The sequence below is a fragment of the Flavobacterium sp. GL_143 genome (assembly GCF_057834355.1).
In genome coordinates this window covers 3,429,349-3,450,498 of sequence record NZ_CM174401.1, presented here as the reverse complement: position 1 = coordinate 3,450,498, position 21,150 = coordinate 3,429,349, and the positions used below count along the sequence as shown (strand labels likewise).

Here is a 21,150-nt window from a genome sequence, read left to right as displayed (position 1 = left end):
CAAACGGAATAACCTTAGAACCTTTCAACTCAGAACCTCAGATAGTACCTCAAAAAGACTAATTCATATATCTATTAAAAGATTGCCAGTATTTGTCTTTGTAAATTTCATATTCAATCTCAACTTGAGAGGCAAATTTATTCTTAATCTCTTCCAGTACTTTTGAAGGTTTTCTAAAATCTTTACAAGCAAAATAAATTTCTCTTAAATTTTCCGCAGTTTCACGCCCTAGATTAAGATATCCTTCGGAATCTTTAAGTTCTTTCATTAAAAAATCATCTTCGATTTCATTTAATAACTGAAATGTTTCATTATCAGGAAATCCGTTATTATCCTCTCCATTATAACCTATTTTTACGGTTACAATCCACGGATGTGATGGTTTAGCATCCCATTCAAACAATGTAGAATTAATAACTGCAATTAGAGGTAAACCACTACTAAGTGTAGCTTCAAGACTAGAATACCCATCATTCTCAGTATTATGCCTTACTCCTTCATACTTCTCTACAAATTCCTTTTGTCTCCAAATCAGAAAATCTTGTAGTTTCTCGATAGGTACTAATTCTTTATTTGCTTCATCTTTACCAATTACATCAATTATATCTATGTTTTCGGTAAAATGTAATTCTCCCAGATAATTATCTAAAAAGATATAAGTTCCGTTAGTTATAATTGGCTTATTCTCTTCATTACAATCTAAATGTACTACTGTAATATCTATTTTATCTGGATATTCCTTATCATCATTTGAGTAAAAAAACAGATTATCACTACCAAAAGTATAATCTCCCATTTTTATAGAAACATTTTTAATATCTGTCGCTGGTTTTAAGGCAGTAAATTTCCAGTTCGGAAGTTTAGGAGCTGCATTAACTAATTCTTCTACAAAAACAATATTCTTTATGTTTCCATCGGCAGTAAGAACCAATTCAGCAGTTTGTTCATTAAGCATTCCAGTCAAAAAGAAATACCCCTCTTTTAAACTTTCTAGTTGGGGAGATAATTTATCAAAAAAATCTTTCTCGATATTTGTACCTCTATTCACAGCGTTGTAAAAATCCTTTTCATTTTTTTCAAACCAATTCCAAAAATCTGCATTTGACTTTATAGCTTCACTCTTTTTTCCAAAAATATTTTTAAGCATACTCATTATATTATTTTCTAATTATTCTTTTAATTTCAATTTATATTCAAATATAACAAAGTGAAAAATTATAAAGAAATTAAAGACATAAAAGGTAACAAAATTATAAAGATTGTTTACCTCTCTCATTTATATAAAAAAACACCTATTTCTTCCTCATTACATCCATTTTCAATTTCTTGAACTAAATAAAATCCAAAAAAAATTGTCGCTTTTTTATTAAAAACATTACGCTTTTAAGTTAATCAAAAAAGCAATTGCTAAATAGCCCTGAAAAGTTATAATAATAGTAGAATAAGTCACATTACAATAGTCTATTTAGTTCATTTTTAAATAGTTAAAAGAAAACAAGAATTCCTAGTTTCAATTAGGAAATTTATCTAACTTTGATTAGTTTTATAAATTTTTTAACCTTTTTCCTACAAAAAAGCAATGATTAATAGTGCCCCAGAAGAAAAACTAAAAGAAAGAATTAAAGAATTATTATGTCTTTATCAGATTTCAAAAATAATTTCAAAATCTAATAATGTTAATAAAGTTACTCTAGAAGAAATCATTTTTTCTGTGGAAAAAGCATGGAGATTTTGTGATGATTCTATAGTCGAAATTCAGATAAATGATTACACACTAGCTACAGCATTAATTCCAAAAAATAATGTTTCCCAACATAGTGAAATAATAGTATCAAATAAAGTCTCAGGATTTATCAAAGTATATTATCCTCAGCCAAAATATAATCTTAATCATTTTCTAAAAGAAGAACAAGAACTTTTAGATACCGTTTCTTTTGAAATTGGTAATTATATTGAAAAATACCAAAATTTAGAAAAAAAAGCAACTCTAAGGAAAACTTTAGAGAGAAAAGACAGACTATCAATTCTTGGAGAAATGACTGCAGGAATTGCACACGAACTTAATACCCCCCTAGCTAACATATTAGGGTTTGCAGAGCTTATTAAAGATGAAACTAAGGATCAAATAATTATTGATGATATCGCCAAAATCATAAATTCAGCAATCTATTCACGTGAAATAGTCAAAAAATTAATGTTTTTTTCTTGTGGTATGCCTCAACAATTACAATTGCTAAAAATAAAGCCAATAGTAACTGATGCTCTCACCTTCCTTAAGCAAAATTTTCAGAAAAAGAGTGTACAATATCAACTTGATTTTCAAGATGATGATATTATTGCAAAAGTAGATTCCATTCAACTTACTCAAGTTTTATTTAATCTACTTATAAATGCAATATACGTAGCCCCAAAGAATAGTATCATCTATATAGGAGTGAATAGTGACGAAGAAAATATGATACTAAAAATAGTAGACAATGGCCCTGGAGTTCCTCATGAAATTAAACAAAAAATATTTGACCCATTTTTCACTACAAAACCTGTAGGCGAAAGCTGTGGTCTTGGACTTAGTGTAGTACATGGAATAATTAAAAATCATAATGGAGATATAGAGGTGATTGATAATACCCCAAGTGGAACGATTTTTTTAATAAAGTTACCATTACAATAATTAAAATGAACTTAAAGAAAGAAAACATACTAATTGTAGATGATAATTATGACATGCTAGATTTGCTTCAGCGCAATCTAAAAGCATTAAATTATCATATCTATAAAGCATCATCAGTAAATGAAGCTTTAGGTATTTTAAAATATACCAGTATAGACCTCCTTATAACCGACCTTAATATGCCGGAAATAAATGGTATTGAATTAATAAAGTTTACTGAAGAACATTATCCATTAATGCCTAAATTGGTAATAACAGGTTTACCATCAATTAATAGTGCCGTAATTTCGATACAAGCTGGTGCATTCGATTATTTGGTTAAACCATTCACAAATGAAGAACTTAAAAAAGCGGTTGAGAATTCCTTTATAAAAACAAGAAATAAAGCAAAAACTCTACTACCGAAAAAAACCTCTATACCAATAGATAATAATTATTCTGGTATTGTAGGTAACTCTGATCAATTAAGAGATTTAATTGAGATAATAAAAAGAGTTAAAAACAACATGGCAACAGTACTTATACAAGGAGATAGTGGTACTGGAAAAGAACTTATCGCTAAAGCAATACATTATAATGGTGTTCTAGCGAAAATGCCTTTTATTACTGTAAACTGCGGTGGAATTCCAGAAGGACTAATGGAATCTGAACTTTTTGGCTATGTAAAAGGAGCATTTACCGGAGCTAATGAATCAAGAATCGGATTGTTTCAAGCAGCTTCTGGAGGAACAATTTTTCTAGATGAAATTGGCACAGCTTCATTATCTGTACAAACAAGACTCCTTAGAGTACTTCAGGAAAAAGAGATTACAAGAGTAGGATCACAAATTCCCGAGAAACTTAATGTTCGAATAATTGCTGCATCTAATACCGATTTATTTCAAATGGTACAAAAAAATGCTTTTAGAGAAGATTTATATTATAGACTAAATGTTGTTAATATCAAGACAACACCTTTAAGAGAAAGAAAAGAGGATATCATTCCTATAATAGATACTTTTTTAAAAAAATACAGTATTGAATATGATAAACCAAACATCTCAATCACCGAAAAAGCGATCGAAATATTACTACGCTACTCTTGGCCTGGTAATGTTCGTGAACTCGAAAATATTATACAGCGTATGATAATAATGAGCGATGATATTATAGATATTCAACAAATTCCAGAGCATCTTAAATATCACATCTCAAGTGGAGAAATAAACATTCTTAAATCACTAAAAGAATATGAAAAAGAACAGATTTTAAAAGTTCTTGCAGCTGTTGATAATAATAAAACTCATGCTGCAAAAATATTACAAATTGACCGTAAAACACTTAATCAGAAAATTATATGAGTCAGAATTGGGTAATTATTCCTCGAATGACACCAAATTCCCATGGCTCAAAAACAAATGATTTTATAAGCTTCTATATCATTAAATTGATTAGCAACTTGTTAACTTTTATATGAGTTTAAGGCATACATTTTGCCTTAATTCATACATAAATACATACAAAAGCAATATTTATATTGTTATATAAAACGAATTAAAATAACCTCAATAAATCAGAAAAAATGGAAAAGATGATGAAAACGAAAATGGATATGATAATGGAAGTGAAAGCTGAAATAAAAACAGGAACTATAAAAAATACATTACCAAAAATTACCAAACAAGAAATTTTAGAAGCAAAAGAAAATACTTGGGATTTTTTCTTTCTATTGCTTTCTAAATATTATGAATTAATGGATGGGCAATATGATGAAACTGAAAATGAATTTAATACTGCCCAGCATACATTAATGGCATATAATATACTATATGGTGAAGTTACTAATGGAGGCTATTTATCCCTAATCCAAAATGGATATGGTGGTTATATATTTGAAACTCTTTTCTCTGAAACAATGAAGGTATGGGGAATAAAAGAAATGGCAATAAATATAGATAAAGCCAAAGAAATTTATTTAGCACATAAGCCTTTTTTAGAAATGGAAAGGACAGAGGAACAATTTTCAAGAATGTATCAAGAGTTTCCACATTTTAATTCTATCGATAAAGATTTCTTCAAGATTATGGACGATGAAAGCGAAAAAATTAAAATACATATCCAGGAAAACATGAGTGATTTCGCAACTGCAATATAATCATCACCTATAAAAAACTGCAAACATCATCATCCTAATCAGGATAAATACGACATGCCTTAAGATTAAACAATGTTGCCATTGTTACTCTTAAAGATTTGTTATATGGTTTTTAACTACAACTTATTTAAGAACGATGGATGCTTATAATTAAACCAACTAAAAAAACAAACTGCTATAAAGCATACGTTTATTAAGTAAAATTAAATTACAATGGAAAATAATAAGATAATAATAGAAGCAAAAGAACTTGAATTATTAAAAGAAATTATATCAACAGCACAAAACAATAGCGATAGAATATACAATCTTTCTATTAAAAGATTATCCAGAGAGCTTGACAATGCAACCGTTATGGCTCATAATCAGATGCCTGAAAAAATCGTAAGAATAAATTCAAAAGTAACTGTGCAAATAGCAACCAACATTATTAAAAATTTCCAGATTGTTGTTCCCGAAAAAAGCAATTTAGATCAGAATAAACTATCCGTAATGTCTCCAATGGGATTAGCTCTATATGGATATTCTGTTAATGATGAAATCTCATGGCAGTTTCCTTCTGGAATAAATAAATTAAAAATATTAAATGTCGAATAAGCAACTTTTCAAATACAAATACTATTTAAAAACAAGTTGTATAACTTTATTATATCAATATTACTGTGAAAATAATTAAACACTCATATGGAACCAACTTAGATTGGGTAGCTCCACTAGCAGAACAATTGGGCGGAAAAGTTGATGGTAATTTTATAATTTCATCAGATACACTTTTCTCTGGAAATAGATATTTTTTGGATTGTGGAGATGATATTGTTGCCTATTATGTCGACGGAACAAGCAATATGGATTTTAACTTAATCCAAAAAAACACTAGCAATGATTTCATCGGAATCTATTATAATTTAACTGAAGGAGGAATACAATATTCGAGTAGTACTTTCGAGCAAGAAATAGGCCGATGGCACTATAATCTAATGGTTATTGATAGTTCACTCGAAACAAATTATTTGATTAAATCGGGAACTAAATCATTTGTTTTTTGCATTTTCATCAAGAAAAGCATGATGGAATCCTACGCCAAAAATAATAATATTACAGTAAAAGATATAGATAAAATTACAGATTCTACAAAAAATACAATGATAAGATTTGACAGGATGAGTAGCGATAGTTATCATATCCTAACCGACTTACAAAAACTAAAAGTTGGTGGTCATATATTTGACTTAAACCTCAAGGGAACTGTACATTTATTGCTATCAAATTTTTTAAAGAAAATGTCAAGCACAAGAATTATTATTCAAACTGTAAACAAAACAGACTTGGCTAATATTGTAGCTGTGCAGATGTTTTTAATCGATAATATTGAAGACCATTTTCCGACTATCAAATTCATTGCGAATAAAGCAAACATGTCTGAGTCTAAGTTTAAAAATTTGTTCAAAAAAATAACAGGTATGACACCTAATGCATTTTTCATGGACAATAAACTACTTAGAGCTAAGGAACTATTAGAAAAAAATCAGCTGTCAATATCACAAGTATCCGATAAGCTTAATTTTACTAACAATTCTTATTTCGCATCAAAATTTAAAGAGCATTTTGGTATTTCACCTAAAACATTTATTAAACAATTATAACATAAAACAAAACTACTTTTTTAATCAACTGTAAAACGATAATACTATATTTTAAAACATAGGACAAGCAAATAAAAAATCCTTGTATGAATGATACAAAACAAAATCACTAGTAAATAACATATAATAAATACTGACAATCAATATTTTAATATAAAAAAACTTAACTTTATAGTGCATAAAAATATATCTCTGTGAAAATAATAGAACATACTTATGGTGCCGACCTGAACTGGGTTGCTCCTTTTGCATTACAAATGGAAGGAAAAACGGATGGTAATTTTATAGTTATACCAGATAGTATCCAAACCGGAACAAGATATGTTCTGGACTGTGGTGATGGCATTATCGCCTATTACATTGATGTAGCTTATAATAAGAGCTTACATTTTATCCAGAAAAACAATACTAATGATTTTGTAGGGATTTATTATAACTTAACCGAAGGAGAAGCTTCATTAAAGAGTAATACCTTTATGCATGATGTTGGTCGCTGGAAATATAATCTGTCAGTTATTGATGGTGGACTGGAATCAAATTATTTTGTTAAGAACGGAAGTAAAACATACAGTCTTTGCATATTTGTCAAGAAAACTACGATAGCTACATTCGCAAAAAAAAACAATATTACTTTTCATAATATTGATAAAATTGCTGATCCTGAAAAAAATACAATTATTAGATTAGACAGAATGAGCAGCGAAAGTTATCACATACTAACCGATTTGCGTAAGCTAAAAGTTGGAGGACCTGTATTTGATTTAAATCTAATTGGTACTGTTCATCTATTACTTTCTAATTATTTAAGAAAAATAGCAAGTCATAGAATTATTATACAAACAGTAAATGAATCTGATTTGGCAAATATTGTAGCAACACAAATGTTCTTAATTAGCAATATAGAAGATCATTTCCCGACAATAAAATTAATGGCAAGCAAAGCAAACATGTCAGAATCAAAATTCAAGAATTTATTTAAAAAAATTACAGGAGCAACACCAAATGCATTTTTCATGAATAATAAAATGCTATTAGCTAAAGAACTACTGGAAAAAAAACAATTATCGATATCTCAGGTTTCTGACAAGCTTAATTTTACCAACAACTCCTATTTCGCTTCGAAATTTAAAGAGCAATTTGGAATAACTCCAAAATCATTTATTAAACAATTATAAAAATACCGGATTAAAAATATCCATAGCAGTGAATAGAAAATAAAAAAGACTAAACAAAAACTTATCTGCAATGAAAAAAATTACACATTTTTATTCTTTAACTCCAGAATGGCAATACAAACTTGCTGAAGAAATGGGTGGAGAACTTATTGATGATAAAATAATTGTTATTCCTGAAACATTAGGACACGGGCAATCCTATTTTACTCAAATAACACCTGGAATTTCTGCATTATTTATGGATTTTGTTTTAACAACTCCTTTAAAAATAAACCGTCTTAAATCTGAAAACGAATTATATATATTCCATTTTGATTTAAGTGATCATACTAATTTAATTAAAATACAAGATATCGATTATGAAATCGGTTCTGCAATAAATGTAGGGCTAGCAATTATAAGTAATGATATAGAGAGCTCCTTTAAACCTGCAGTAGGACATAGAACATTAGCATTACGTCTACTTGTTGATAAAAACTTATTAAACGAATTTGTAGAAAGTCATCCTAGCGAAGAATTTACTAATAGAAGAATAAAAATAAAAAAAACAGTACCTTATTACTACGATAATATGGATAGTAATAGTATATTACTTATCCAATCCCTAAAGAGTAGATCAGTATATGACAGTTCATTTGATCCCTATCTTAAAGGAATTTCTTTAAAATTATTAGGTAATTTTTTAAATAGATATACAGATTCTGAAGCAGTAAAGAATGAAACTACCGAAATTGAAATAGAAGCTATTACCAAGACAAAAAACTACCTTCTAGATCATTTATACAACCCATTCCCTTCTGTACCTTTTTTATCTAAAATGGCTGGAATGTCACCTTCAAAGTATAAAATGTTATTCAAGAAAGAATTTCATAATACCCCAAATAATCTTTTTATAAAAGAAAAAATGCTTCTTGCAAACCGTCTTTTACAAAGTGGAGATTATAACACTTTAACAGAAATAATTTATGAGTTAAATTACACCAAATTAAGCTATTTCTGCACAAAATATTATGACCTTTTTCATAGAAAACCTTCTGAGGATTTTATTAAAAAAAAGAAACAAAAAAACTTTGCTGTTCTTAGACCAGATACTTATCTGTAATTATACAAATACTACTCTTTCTTAGATAAACTAAAAAGAGTAGTATTTAATATTATCTCCTTTTCAATACTTATCTAGCAGTTCAATTTAATCTTTTAGTTTATTCTGTGTTTTACAGACATTGCTATTTATTTCATAATCAAGCATTACCATTCTCTCCAAATATCCGAAATCCCTTTCCCGTTTGCATAAATTTCAGGATTAAGACCAGCAACTAAAGTTATTTCATCTACCAAGTCACATAAATCTTCACTTACACCAAAATCGAATAATCCTTTCTCATCATTAAGTCGATTGAGTGAATTAATAATAATTTCAAACAATTCAATTTTATTTAATTCTGATGCTTTTTCTCCAATTAAGTATAATTTGCCTAGTAAATAGTCAAAAATAGCTTTTGTAGCATCACAATTCTCTTGAGTATATGCTCAATCCCTTTATCATTTTTATCCTCTGTATCTGCCGAAAAATTATCTATCCAGTCATCAAATGGATAATTATCCTTAATTTAATTTTTTCTGATAAGTCATTATACTTTTTTTTACTCAATTTAAATCTTATTGATTTATGCATCTCATATGATCAAAACAAAAAAGTGGATATCATTATAATATCCACTTTTTTTAAAACATATTTCTATTCAAATACCTATTCGTGATGAAAAGAAATAATGAACTCTGAACGTCTGTTTAATTGATGTTGTTTCTCAGAACATTTTACACCATCAGCACATTTATTTATCAATTGAGTTTCACCATAACCTTGGCCTGTAACTCTATCTGCTTTGATTCCTTTACTTATGATATAATTAATAGTAGCTTTAGCTCTTCTATCAGAAAGTTTTAAGTTATAAGCATTATCTCCACGACTATCTGTATGTGACTTAATATCAACTGTTAATCTTGGATAATCTTTTAAAATCTGCACAACTTTATTCAATTCTTTTTCTGAAGATTTTCTAATGTTAGCACCATCTAAGTCAAAATAAATTGGTTGTAAATCAAGAGTTTTTGTTAAATCAGAACCATCAGTAATAGTTTTTCCTCCTTCACCTTCTAACTCTTTTACACTAGGATCAGTTACCAAATATTTATCAATCTCGAAACTTTGATTTTCAAATTTCTTAGGAATCAGTAATTCATGCGTTTGTTGATAATAACCAACTTTATCATAAACTAAAGAATAATCTCCTACTGGTACCTTTAACAAATATTCGCCTGCATTATCAGTATAAAATTCATCTACCATTTTCTTATTTGCATCAAGAACAGTAATCTTAACTTTTGGTAACAATTCATTTTGTTTACTATCATATACTTTTCCGAAAACAACAAGATCATATTTAACTTTAATCGGTTCTAATTCTGTCAAACCATAAATTTGATCATCATTAGTTCTATTAGATGCAAAGAAACCTTTATGTGTTTCTGGATTAATTACAAATCCAAAATCATCTCCAGATGAATTTATTGGTTTCCCAACATTCACAATTTTATAGGTGTTATCAGTATTCTTGAATGCTTCGAAAACATCTAAACCACCAAGTCCTGGATGTCCATCAGATGCAAAATAAAGTTGCCCTGTAGTTGACATAGAAGGAAAAGTCTCTCTTCCTATTGTATTAATAGTTGGTCCCATATTTTTAACTTCACCAAAAGTCCCATCCTCATTGATTGCAACTTCATATAAATCCGTTTGTCCAATAGAACCTGGTCTGTCTGAAGCAAAAATTAAGCTTTTACCATCAGGTCTCAAAGCTGGATGAGCATTTGAAAAAGAATCACTATTAAAAGATAAATCTTCAATGTTAGTCCATTTGTCTTTTACAAGTGTAGCTCTGTAAATTCTAAGACGGTTTGTTTTTGTTTCATCAACACCATATTTATTACCCAAAAAGTTACTTCTGGTAAAATACATTTGATTACCATCTGCTGTAACTACAGCTGTTGATTGGTGGAAAACTGAATTCACTTTTCCATTCATTCTTTTAGCATCAACTAAATCTCCATCATCAGTGATTGTAGCTTCATAAAGTTTGAAAAAAGGTTTTTTATTCCATCTGTCTTTCATTCTCTCTACAACATTTGTATCTCTTGCAGAAGTAAAAATAACCTTATTGTCTTTATAAAAAGATACTCCATAATCAGGCATATTAGAGTTAATACTAACAGGTTTAATTGTAAAACGATTCGACTGTTTTTCAATATTCTGTAAATATTCAGTACCAGCTGCAATTGCTTGCTGTCCTGATTTACTATTAAGCTCTTTTATGATTTTTGATGCCTCTTCAAATTGTCCATTAGATTTTAGACACTGCGAATATCTAAATAACTGGTCATTTGTGAAAACGTAATTATCTTTTAATTTTGCTATCTGATTATAAGACTTTAGAGCATTCTTGTAATCACCATTAAAAAAGTACGAATCTCCTAATTTTGCATAAATTCCAGAAGAGCCAAATTCTTTTTGAACTAGTTTGTCATATAAATCACTTGAACTAACGTATGCATATGCTTGTTTATCGTAATTTTTTTCTGCTCTATTAACTAATCTGTCTTGCGAATAAGAATTATGCAGACCAAATAATACTATCCAAAGTAAAAAGTATTTTTTCATATGTATTTTTGTAATCATTATTAAAAGAATCTCGGATTAATCATTCGTTTATTTGACTTATTGAAAAGATCAAATCTTAAGAAAAATTCATGTGAACCTGAATTATAATTTCCTAGGTTTGTAGTTTCATAATCATACGCATATCCAACCTGTATACCATCTGTTACCTGGAAACCAGCCAATCCACTTACACTAGCATCTACACGGTATGCAGCTCCAATTGTAAATTTATTATTAATTAAGAAGTTTGCAGATACATCAACAGCTATAGGTGCTCCCGATACAAATTTTGCTAAAACTGCTGGTTTGAATCTTAAGTACGGATTAATATCAAATACATATCCTGCAATACCATAAAAATGCGATTTTGTAGTATAGACAGATGATGAAACATCATCAAAAAAATCTGTTTTTAATAATTTTGGAACCGATACTCCAACATACCAATTATAGGTATGTACATATATTCCCGCTCCAACATTAGGTGAAAACTGAGATTCTTTACCCATTAAATACGGATCCTCTGCATTTTTGATATTTAATTTAGAATAATCTACTACAAAATTGTCAAATCCTCCAGAGATACCAAAAGAAACTTTTAAGTCTCCATTATTACCCATAATTGTATAGGCATAATTAAGCATAACTCCAGTATTTTTTGTTGGTCCTATCTCATCACTTACTACGTTTAAACCAATACCGTTAGCATGATACCCCAATGGACTTTGTATAGAAAAATTCATTGTTTTTGGAGCTCCATCAAGACCAACCCATTGCGTTCTGTATAACCCCATTGCACTTACCACTTCCCTTGAACCCGTATATCCTGGATTAAAAGTCATTGTATTGTACATGTATTGTGTATACTGGGACTCTTGTTGTGCCGAAGCATCAAAAATCCCTAACAATACAATTGTTACTATGTAAAAAATCTTTTTCATTAGTTGTAATTATTTTTAATTTAATGATTTTTAATTTTATTGATTATTGATGTATAGGTATCCAGATTTCTCTTTTCCTTCTTCTCCCTTGGTATATCTCAATATGTAGAAATAAGTTCCTGTAGGAAGTTTTTCACCTCTATTTACGGTTACACGACCATCAGAGTATCCTCTAAACATCACATCACTCTCATTATATGATTTTGCATCATATACTTTTACTCCCCAACGGTTGTAAATCTCAACTGAATTATCAGGGTAATCTTTAATACCTTCAATAAGGAAAGTATCATTAACTCCATCCCCATTTGGAGATACAGCATTATAAACAATTACATCATCTAATGGCTTATTATCCTTAACAAGTGCCATTGTAAAAATTCCATATCCACTAACCTGAGCAGTTAATAATTGAGAATACCCAGCATCTTTACTTGTATTAGGAATAGGTTCACTTACTTCTCCTTTTTCCTCAATCCATTTGGACGAAGCTGTATCCCAACGCACAATAACTACTTTCATTCCTGAAGCAACATCAAGAAACTCATTTGGTGTTGTTTGTGAATCTAACGTAAGAGTTAGTACAATTTTATCAGCTCCTTCATCTTGTGTTACATTCCAATATTCCTTGTCATTAATCAATAATATAGAATCCTCTTTACTTGCATGCTTATATTGATTATCTGAATTTTGATGAAAATACTGAGCTATATAGACATTACCATCGCCAACACCTTCCTTAGCATGAAAAGCAGGTCTAAAAAAAAGATCATTCCCTACTGGAAATTCAAACATATCATTTCCTATTTTCTCTACTTTACCATCAACAAAACTTAAGTCACTTGCATCAGTATGAATAGCCTTTTCATTAAAAATCATCCTACTTTCGTTATCAGACTCAATTATTCCTGTTAGAAATTCTGCCTTTCTATTAACTGAAATAATTTGGTTCAGACGAAAAGAAACCAATGTATCTGATTTACTTTCAAAAATCACATCTTGAAAATTAGTCATTTTACGCCCTTCAAGCGTTTGAACTTTTTTACCAGAAAAATAAGTTTTTCCATCACTTATCTTTCTATTCTCTGCAGTCTCCAAACTATAAGTCACAGTTCCATCATTGTTCCAGTTATCAAAAATGTAAACGATTCCATCATTTGTAAAACCTCCCGAAGGCTTGTTAATATATGGTTCATAAACCGATAATATAGTCTTATCATCTACCTTTATGATACCGTCATTAATAAACTGCGCTTGCCCACTTTGAGAAGCCAACAAAACCAGTACAAAACTTAAGATACCACTAGGGTAGCTAACAATTGATTGTTTTGTTTCTTTATATAAGTCATTTTTTTTCATATATAATATTATAATTTATTACACAAATCACACTTTCTATTATGATACAAAGCTAAATCAATCACAAAATCAACTTAACCCGTAAAAGTTATTGCTATATCAAAATAAGACGAATTAATTTCAGCTATATCTAGCTTATATCTCCCTTAAATCTATCCTTAGTATTCACTATCTCATCATTTTATTTCAAGTCATTTCCTTAATACTTAAACCAAATCCAATTAAATAGTTTTTTATAAATTTCAAATAAATAAGAGCTTATAAATCCTCTGAAAAAGAACAAAAAAGAGAACCGAAGTTCTCTTTTCATACAAAAATCTAATCATCAAAAACCATAATATTCAAAATCAAAAGTTGCCCTTCTTTTCACTCAAACACTCTGCTATCAACACTGCAAATTTCTTGTTAACCCATCATACTTTTTACCTCTAAAAGCTTTTAAACTTATAGATTTGGGTATAAAAAAAGAGAGAGCTAAAGCCCTCTCTTCAAAAAAAATAAAAAACTATGTACAAATTGATTGTAGATTAATTTTTCTATAATAAAATATTAGTGTGTTTTATTAAACATCTCTTTTATGATTTCCATAAAAGAGATGTTTTTTTACCTTCACTTACTTCTTACTATTTAAATGTATATTTTGTATTTGTATTATTTTGCGCATAATCTACAGCCCAAGCAAAAAGATTCGCATAAAAAATACTGTTATAAACGGTAACATTACTATCATATCCATAACTAGGTTTTACAACAGGAATACCGCCAGATTGCATTCTTGCAGGGTAATTTCCATTTTGATTATTACTTACCACACCTGCATTGTAACCTGCATCTCCAATAAAAACAAATCCATATGTATTATCTCTAAAAGAGAAAACTTTAGATGAACCTTTTTCAGTAGCTAACACAGTGCTATTCGCTGGTGCTGCAGTAAGAAATATTGAGTTATCAACATCTCCACCCATGTTAAATCCAGCTGTATTACCAAAAGGACCATTTAAAATAGGATCAGCAATATTTGCCAAATCAGTTATATTTCTACCAACTCCATTATTAGCTGCAACAGTTGAAACATTAGTTCCTAAAATACCATTTATAACATTTGGTATGTTAGCATCTCTTTCAGAAGCAAAAATAACCACTCCCTTTTTATCCTTAACAAACTCTGCTAAAACTGCAATTACATCTGCATTAGGCTGGAAGTTGTATGCAATATGAATAATATCAGTATTATCTCTAATAATATTACTTTTAAGTGTACTTGCACTCGGCCCACCGTAATTAACAAGCTTAAATCCTCCTAACATCTGAACTTTACCATTAGGTCCAAAATTATTTGCATTATTTAATACCGCATAAGAAGTTTCACCACTGTTAGCACTTCCAGGGTTATAAAGACCATCTCCAATACCAGCAATAATCATTTGACGGTATGCAAATGTAATTGCTTTAGAACAAGTTACACTACTTGAAGTACTATTAGTGCTAATTGTGTAAGAATATGATCCTCCAGCAGTTGGAGTTCCAGAAGCTTTTAGCGTTATAGTTTGCGCTCCTGTACTCGTGAAAGTTCCCGTAGCTGAAAAAGAGATTCCATTTAATGTATTAGTAGAAATACTATAATCTCCTACATAAGTCACATTTACTGGAACTGCCATTGAGTTTTCACTTGTCATAGCTACATTAGGAACATAACTTCCTGATGTGGTAATACTATTACATGTCATTGTAAATGCAATAGGTTGTGCAGCAATAGTCAAATTATAAAAACATTCTCCACCAGCTCCTGGGGTTCCTGTTACTGTTAATTCTGCTGTAGCTCCACTCGTAGGCGTCCCTGAACCTTTAAGAACAACAGTATCTGCACCAAGTTTTGTCAATACAATTGGCCCTGAAGAGAAAGATACTCCGTTAACAGTGTTGGTTGAAATTGTTGTTGAACCTGTAGCTGTAACATTTATAGGCAATGTAATTGTATTATTAGTTGAGTTAAGCGCAACATTTTGCATGTATACTCCACTTTGTGTAGCTCCGGCACAATTCATAGTATAAGCAACTGGTGCAATTACTACTGGAACTGCATTACAAGATCCACCTGCAACTGTATTGGCGTTTGATGTAAGATTGAAAAGATCTGTTCCAGAAGCTACTGGAGTTCCTGTTGCTAATAATTCAACTGTTTGAAGCCCTGTTGTAGTAAAAGTACCTTGTCCCATAAATGAATATCCGTTTACAGTATTCGTTTTCATACTCCAAAAACCTGTATTTGATACATTAACATCAAGCGTTAATTTATTATCAGCAGTTAAAGCGACACCAATGTTGTAACTTCCTATCGTAGTAAGACTACCACAAGAAATAGCAAAATCAACACTAGCTTTTTCTATATAAATATGTGGCGTACAATCACAAACTACACCATTTAAAATCACAGTTACCACGTCACCTGGATCTCCTGTAGCATAACCTGTATTAGGCCTTCCTGTTCCTTTTAATGTTATATCATAAACCCCTGCAGTAGGAAAATTTCCACTTGCCTCAAAATAATACCCATTGGCAGTTGTAGCTGTCATTGTATATGTACCAGCTTGTGTAACTGTAACAGGAACTGTAAGTGTATTATCTCCTGATAAAGTAACTCCTTGCTTGTACGTACCATTAGCTATAACCAATGAACATTGTGCTGCAGAAACATCAAATACAGCTGGTGGAGGCGTACCACACATACTTAACCATTGTACCCTTAAAGAATCCCAATAATCAAAACAATTTGAATTGGTATTAAATATTAATAATCCATTTGATAAATTAGCCGTAGGGATAGCATTACGTTGTGCTGTAGTCAAACGTGAAATTAACATTCCTTTATTATTACTCTCTAATTCGAAAATAGCTCCATCTTTAGCTTTGGTTGCACCACCGCTAATAGTTCCGTCTTTGATCTTTGCTGTTTCTACCTGAGCAAAAACAGAACCAAAACTTAATAAACATAGGATAACCGCTAAGGCCATCTTCTGTATTTGATTTATATAATTTTTCATATTCTTAAATTTTAATCAGTGTCAAAGCACTTTATAAGTGCTTTGACCAGATTAATTATTAATTGATTTACTATTTATTTGACATTAATTTTTCCAATTTTTCTAAACGTGCATTCATTTCATCAGTTGCTGCTTTTAATGATTTAGATTCAACTTTTAGTTTTTCAATTTCATTATTTTTAGCTTCCAATTCTTTATCCTGCTCAATAATATGTAAATACAACTCTTCCGTTTTTTCAAGTAATTGTATTGATAACTCAGAAACATTAAATGAATATCCTTCTTTTGTTTTCATCAATTCGTTAATTGGTGTAATACCTGGAAGGTGCTTATTCTTTTTAATAAAAGCATCTACTTCATCAAGTTTTTTGAATTTATAATCTGCTTTAATATCAGAGAATCCTTTAAAGTAATCCTCAAACACATAATCCGCATAATAGGAGTTTACAGTTGTTATAGCACCATTTACTCTCAATTTTTCATTTGCAGCTGTAGATGGAGTATCAAAACCAATTCCTACCCAACCTTGTGTGTATATATTGTCAGTATTTAAAGTTGCTCCTTTTTTAGAATCAACACCATACCAAGGTTCTTTTACAAGATCTGCTAGATTTAAAGGATGCAAAGCTTTGTTCTCATCAGTATAATCTAATGTACCTTCATCAGAATTTATCACTAACTTGGTTAATGTTTGATTTGCACCAACCATATCAACCATGTTAAAACTTGTAGTAACACCTGCCTCATCTTTATAATTTAATTCACCTAGAGAACCATCATATTGAAGAGAAGTTAAGGTTTCCACTCCTTTTACTAATGTTGACATATCGATAGGAGAATCTACTCCTGCTTCATCTGTATATGTCAAAGTATGTTTATCAAATACTTGTCCACGCTCATCTGTAGTCTGTGTAACAACATCTTTTAAAGAAGTAACAGTTTCTTTAATAGCTGCTGGATTTCCAGCTGCATCTGTAAAAGTTGCAATCGTATTTCCTTCAGTTACAGTTGGTACAAATGAAGTAACTCCATCAGCTCCTTTTAATCCAGCAAGTTCGTCAGCAGTGAAATCTGCGTATGTAAATGATTTACCATCTTTTCCATTGGCGCCGCTAACTTTAACCCATTCCTTAGTAATTGGATCTAGAACATAAACATTACCAGTAGTAGTATCTATCCAAGTAGTTGTACTTGCTGGTATAGTAACTCCAGGATCTCCAGGAACTCCAGGACCTCCAGCAAAACCAGCAGCCCCGTCAACTCCATCTTTTCCATTTACTTTAACCCACTTATCATTGGCATCTTTAACATAAACAATGCCTGTTTCTGTATCAATCCAAGTAGTGGCATCTGCAGGGATTGTGACTCCAGGAGCTCCAGGAGCCCCAGGACCTCCTGCTAAACCAGAAACTCCATCATTACCATTTATTTTAACCCAGTTTGGAGATTTTGCTACCCATTCTGCATCTCTTCCTGCAACTGTTTTATCTGTACCTGTGTAAACATAAATATCGCCATTTGGTGATTTTATAATCGCATCAAGTGTAGTGATTGAACCCGCAGTACCTGGTTCTCCAGTTGCTCCAGTAATTCCATCTTCTCCATTTAATCCGTTGATTTTAACCCAGTTTGGAGATTTAGATGCCCATTCTGCATCTCTTCCTGCAACTGTATCACTTTCACCAACATAAGCATAGATATTACCATTAGCATCTTTTACAATCGCATCTAACGTAGTAATTGTACCTGCTGTACCTGGCGCTCCATCTATACCTTTAATTCCATCTATACCATTTTTACCTGATAAAGGAATCCATTTGTCATTATTATTTGGATCACGTACATAAACAGTTCCTGTTTCATTATCTATGTAAATAGCCACATTATCTCCAGGATATCCAGTTTCTCCTTTAGATCCAGGAATTCCTTTGCCTCCAATTACACCATCTTTTCCATCTTTTCCATCAAGTCCATTAATCTTAACCCAATTTGGAGATTTTGATGCCCATTCTGCATCTCTTCCTGCAACTGTTTTATCTGTACCTGTGTAAACATAAATATCGCCATTTGGTGATTTTATAATCGCATCAAGTGTAGTGATTGAACCCGCAGTACCTGGTTCTCCAGTTGCTCCAGTAATTCCATCTTCTCCATTTAATCCGTTGATTTTAACCCAGTTTGGAGATTTAGATGCCCATTCTGCATCTCTTCCTGCAACTGTATCACTTTCACCAACATAAGCATAGATATTACCATTAGCATCTTTTACAATCGCATCTAACGTAGTAATTGTACCTGCTGTACCTGGCGCTCCATCTATACCTTTAATTCCATCTATACCATTTTTACCTGATAAAGGAATCCATTTGTCATTATTATTTGGATCACGTACATAAACAGTTCCTGTTTCATTATCTATGTAAATAGCCACATTATCTCCAGGATATCCAGTTTCTCCTTTAGATCCAGGAATTCCTTTGCCTCCAATTACACCATCTTTTCCATCTTTTCCATCAAGTCCATTAATCTTAACCCAATTTGGAGATTTTGATGCCCATTCTGCATCTCTTCCTGCAACTGTTTTATCTGTACCTGTGTAAACATAAATATCGCCATTTGGTGATTTTATAATCGCATCAAGTGTAGTGATTGAACCCGCAGTACCTGGTTCTCCAGTTGCTCCGGTAATTCCATCTTCTCCATTTAATCCGTTGATTTTAACCCAGTTTGGAGATTTAGATGCCCATTCTGCATCTCTTCCTGCAACTGTATCACTTTCACCAACATAAGCATAGATATTACCATTAGCATCTTTTACAATCGCATCTAACGTAGTAATTGTACCTGCTGTACCTGGCGCTCCATCTATACCTTTAATTCCATCTATACCATTTTTACCTGATAAAGGAATCCATTTGTCATTATTATTTGGATCACGTACATAAACAGTTCCTGTTTCATTATCTATGTAAATAGCCACATTATCTCCAGGATATCCAGTTTCTCCTTTAGATCCAGGAATTCCTTTGCCTCCAATTACACCATCTTTTCCATCTTTTCCATCAAGTCCATTAATCTTAACCCAATTTGGAGATTTTGATGCCCATTCTGCATCTCTTCCTGCAACTGTTTTATCTGTACCTGTGTAAACATAAATATCGCCATTTGGTGATTTTATAATCGCATCAAGTGTAGTGATTGAACCCGCAGTACCTGGTTCTCCAGTTGCTCCAGTAATTCCATCTTCTCCATTTAATCCGTTGATTTTAACCCAGTTTGGAGATTTAGATGCCCATTCTGCATCTCTTCCTGCAACTGTATCACTTTCACCAACATAAGCATAGATATTACCATTAGCATCTTTTACAATCGCATCTAACGTAGTAATTGTACCTGCTGTACCTGGCGCTCCATCTATACCTTTAATTCCATCTATACCATTTTTACCTGATAAAGGAATCCATTTGTCATTATTATTTGGATCACGTACATAAACAGTTCCTGTTTCATTATCTATGTAAATAGCCACATTATCTCCAGGATATCCAGTTTCTCCTTTAGATCCAGGAATTCCTTTGCCTCCAATTACACCATCTTTTCCATCTTTTCCATCAAGTCCATTAATCTTAACCCAATTTGGAGATTTTGATGCCCATTCTGCATCTCTTCCTGCAACTGTATCACTATCACCAACATAAGCATAGATATTACCATTAGCATCTTTTACAATCGCATCTAACGTAGTAATTGTACCTGCTGTACCTGGCGCTCCATCTATACCTTTAATTCCATCTATACCATTTTTACCTGATAAAGGAATCCATTTGTCTTTATTCTCTGGATCACGCACATAAATAGTTCCTGTTTCACTATCTATATATATAACTACATTATCTCCTGGGTAATTAGTTTCACCTTTGGCTCCAGGAATTCCTTTGCCTCCAATTACACCATCTTTCCCATCTTTCCCATCAAGACCATTAATCTTAACCCAGTTTCCACTAGCATCTTTAACATAAATATGACCTGTCGTGGTATCAATCCAAGTTGTTGCATCACCAGGAACTGTAACTCCAGTCATTCCAGGTGCTCCAGAGCCTCCAGCCAAACCAGCGATCCCGCCAGTAACTTCACTTGAAATAGCAAGTCTTTGCCAACTATTATCAGATACAGACCAATAGTAATAACCTGGCTTAACGTCTGATACAGTCGCCATATTAAAAACCAGTAAACTTTCTTTGTTACCTTTTGCAATTGTAGTAATATCCGTTGAGCCTGTTAATGTAACTCTTGGGATTAACATACCTTTGTCCGTAGCATATACTTCCAGCTGAGCTGAAGCATCTGGATTTAGTTTTCCTATTCCTACCTGTGAGTAGGCTGAATAACTACCTAAGACAAAAAGTAAAGGGAGTAATCTATTCTTCATATTATTTAATCTTTAATGGGTTATTAAAATTATTTACTT

At 31.3% G+C, this 21,150-nt stretch carries 14 protein-coding genes; 7 read left to right on the top strand and 7 right to left on the bottom strand.

Annotated elements, in window-relative coordinates; translation table 11 throughout:
• Window positions 1–58: 58 nt before the first annotated feature.
• On the bottom strand, window positions 59–1,153 hold the full coding sequence (locus AC3IPI_RS14900) for a DUF695 domain-containing protein (protein WP_489153685.1): 1,095 nt from the start codon (window positions 1,151–1,153) through the stop codon (window positions 59–61).
• A gap of 426 nt (window positions 1,154–1,579) precedes the next feature.
• Here AC3IPI_RS14900 and AC3IPI_RS14895 point away from each other — a divergent pair, with 426 nt between their 5' ends.
• The 7 genes from AC3IPI_RS14895 (at window position 1,580) to AC3IPI_RS14865 (ending at window position 8,725) form a co-directional block, all read left to right on the top strand.
• Entirely contained in the window at window positions 1,580–2,671 is a 1,092-nt protein-coding gene (locus tag AC3IPI_RS14895) for a sensor histidine kinase (RefSeq protein WP_489153683.1), read from the top strand.
• A 5-nt stretch (window positions 2,672–2,676) separates the two neighbouring features.
• Window positions 2,677–4,011: a sigma-54-dependent transcriptional regulator gene (locus AC3IPI_RS14890; RefSeq protein ID WP_489153681.1), complete on the top strand. Its 1,335-nt coding sequence runs from the start codon at window positions 2,677–2,679 to the stop codon at window positions 4,009–4,011.
• A gap of 230 nt (window positions 4,012–4,241) precedes the next feature.
• Window positions 4,242–4,805 carry a DMP19 family protein gene (locus AC3IPI_RS14885; RefSeq protein ID WP_489153679.1) on the top strand — a complete coding sequence of 188 codons (564 nt, stop codon included), beginning with the start codon at window positions 4,242–4,244 and terminating at the stop codon, window positions 4,803–4,805.
• A gap of 213 nt (window positions 4,806–5,018) precedes the next feature.
• Entirely contained in the window at window positions 5,019–5,402 is a 384-nt protein-coding gene (locus AC3IPI_RS14880) for a GreA/GreB family elongation factor (RefSeq protein WP_489153677.1), read from the top strand.
• Between the two features lie 65 nt (window positions 5,403–5,467).
• On the top strand, window positions 5,468–6,448 hold the full coding sequence (locus AC3IPI_RS14875) for a helix-turn-helix domain-containing protein (protein ID WP_086896278.1): 981 nt from the start codon (window positions 5,468–5,470) through the stop codon (window positions 6,446–6,448).
• A 194-nt stretch (window positions 6,449–6,642) separates the two neighbouring features.
• A complete protein-coding gene (locus AC3IPI_RS14870) occupies window positions 6,643–7,623 on the top strand; it encodes a helix-turn-helix domain-containing protein (RefSeq protein ID WP_409416211.1) in 981 nt (326 codons plus the stop codon).
• A gap of 70 nt (window positions 7,624–7,693) precedes the next feature.
• Entirely contained in the window at window positions 7,694–8,725 is a 1,032-nt protein-coding gene (locus AC3IPI_RS14865; RefSeq protein ID WP_323490871.1) for an AraC family transcriptional regulator, read from the top strand.
• Window positions 8,726–8,871: 146 nt separating this feature from the next.
• Here AC3IPI_RS14865 and AC3IPI_RS14860 read toward each other — a convergent pair whose 3' ends face one another.
• The 6 genes from AC3IPI_RS14860 to AC3IPI_RS14835 all read right to left on the bottom strand — a co-directional run bounded on the left by AC3IPI_RS14860 (window position 8,872) and on the right by AC3IPI_RS14835 (window position 21,111).
• Complete coding sequence (locus AC3IPI_RS14860; RefSeq protein ID WP_489153674.1) at window positions 8,872–9,048, bottom strand: hypothetical protein; 177 nt, start codon at window positions 9,046–9,048, stop codon at window positions 8,872–8,874.
• Window positions 9,049–9,373: 325 nt separating this feature from the next.
• A complete protein-coding gene (locus tag AC3IPI_RS14855; RefSeq protein ID WP_489153672.1) occupies window positions 9,374–11,341 on the bottom strand; it encodes an OmpA family protein in 1,968 nt (655 codons plus the stop codon).
• 20 nt (window positions 11,342–11,361) lie between these two features.
• Window positions 11,362–12,282 (bottom strand): PorP/SprF family type IX secretion system membrane protein, encoded by a 921-nt coding sequence (locus AC3IPI_RS14850; RefSeq protein ID WP_039120248.1) that lies wholly within the window; start codon window positions 12,280–12,282, stop codon window positions 11,362–11,364.
• Window positions 12,283–12,318: 36 nt separating this feature from the next.
• Window positions 12,319–13,641: a T9SS type B sorting domain-containing protein gene (locus tag AC3IPI_RS14845; RefSeq protein WP_489153669.1), complete on the bottom strand. Its 1,323-nt coding sequence runs from the start codon at window positions 13,639–13,641 to the stop codon at window positions 12,319–12,321.
• Between the two features lie 623 nt (window positions 13,642–14,264).
• On the bottom strand, window positions 14,265–16,682 hold the full coding sequence (locus tag AC3IPI_RS14840) for a hypothetical protein (protein ID WP_489153667.1): 2,418 nt from the start codon (window positions 16,680–16,682) through the stop codon (window positions 14,265–14,267).
• A gap of 70 nt (window positions 16,683–16,752) precedes the next feature.
• Window positions 16,753–21,111, bottom strand: coding sequence for a collagen-like domain-containing protein (locus tag AC3IPI_RS14835; RefSeq protein WP_489153665.1), 4,359 nt, complete (start codon window positions 21,109–21,111; stop codon window positions 16,753–16,755).
• Window positions 21,112–21,150 lie beyond the last annotated feature (39 nt).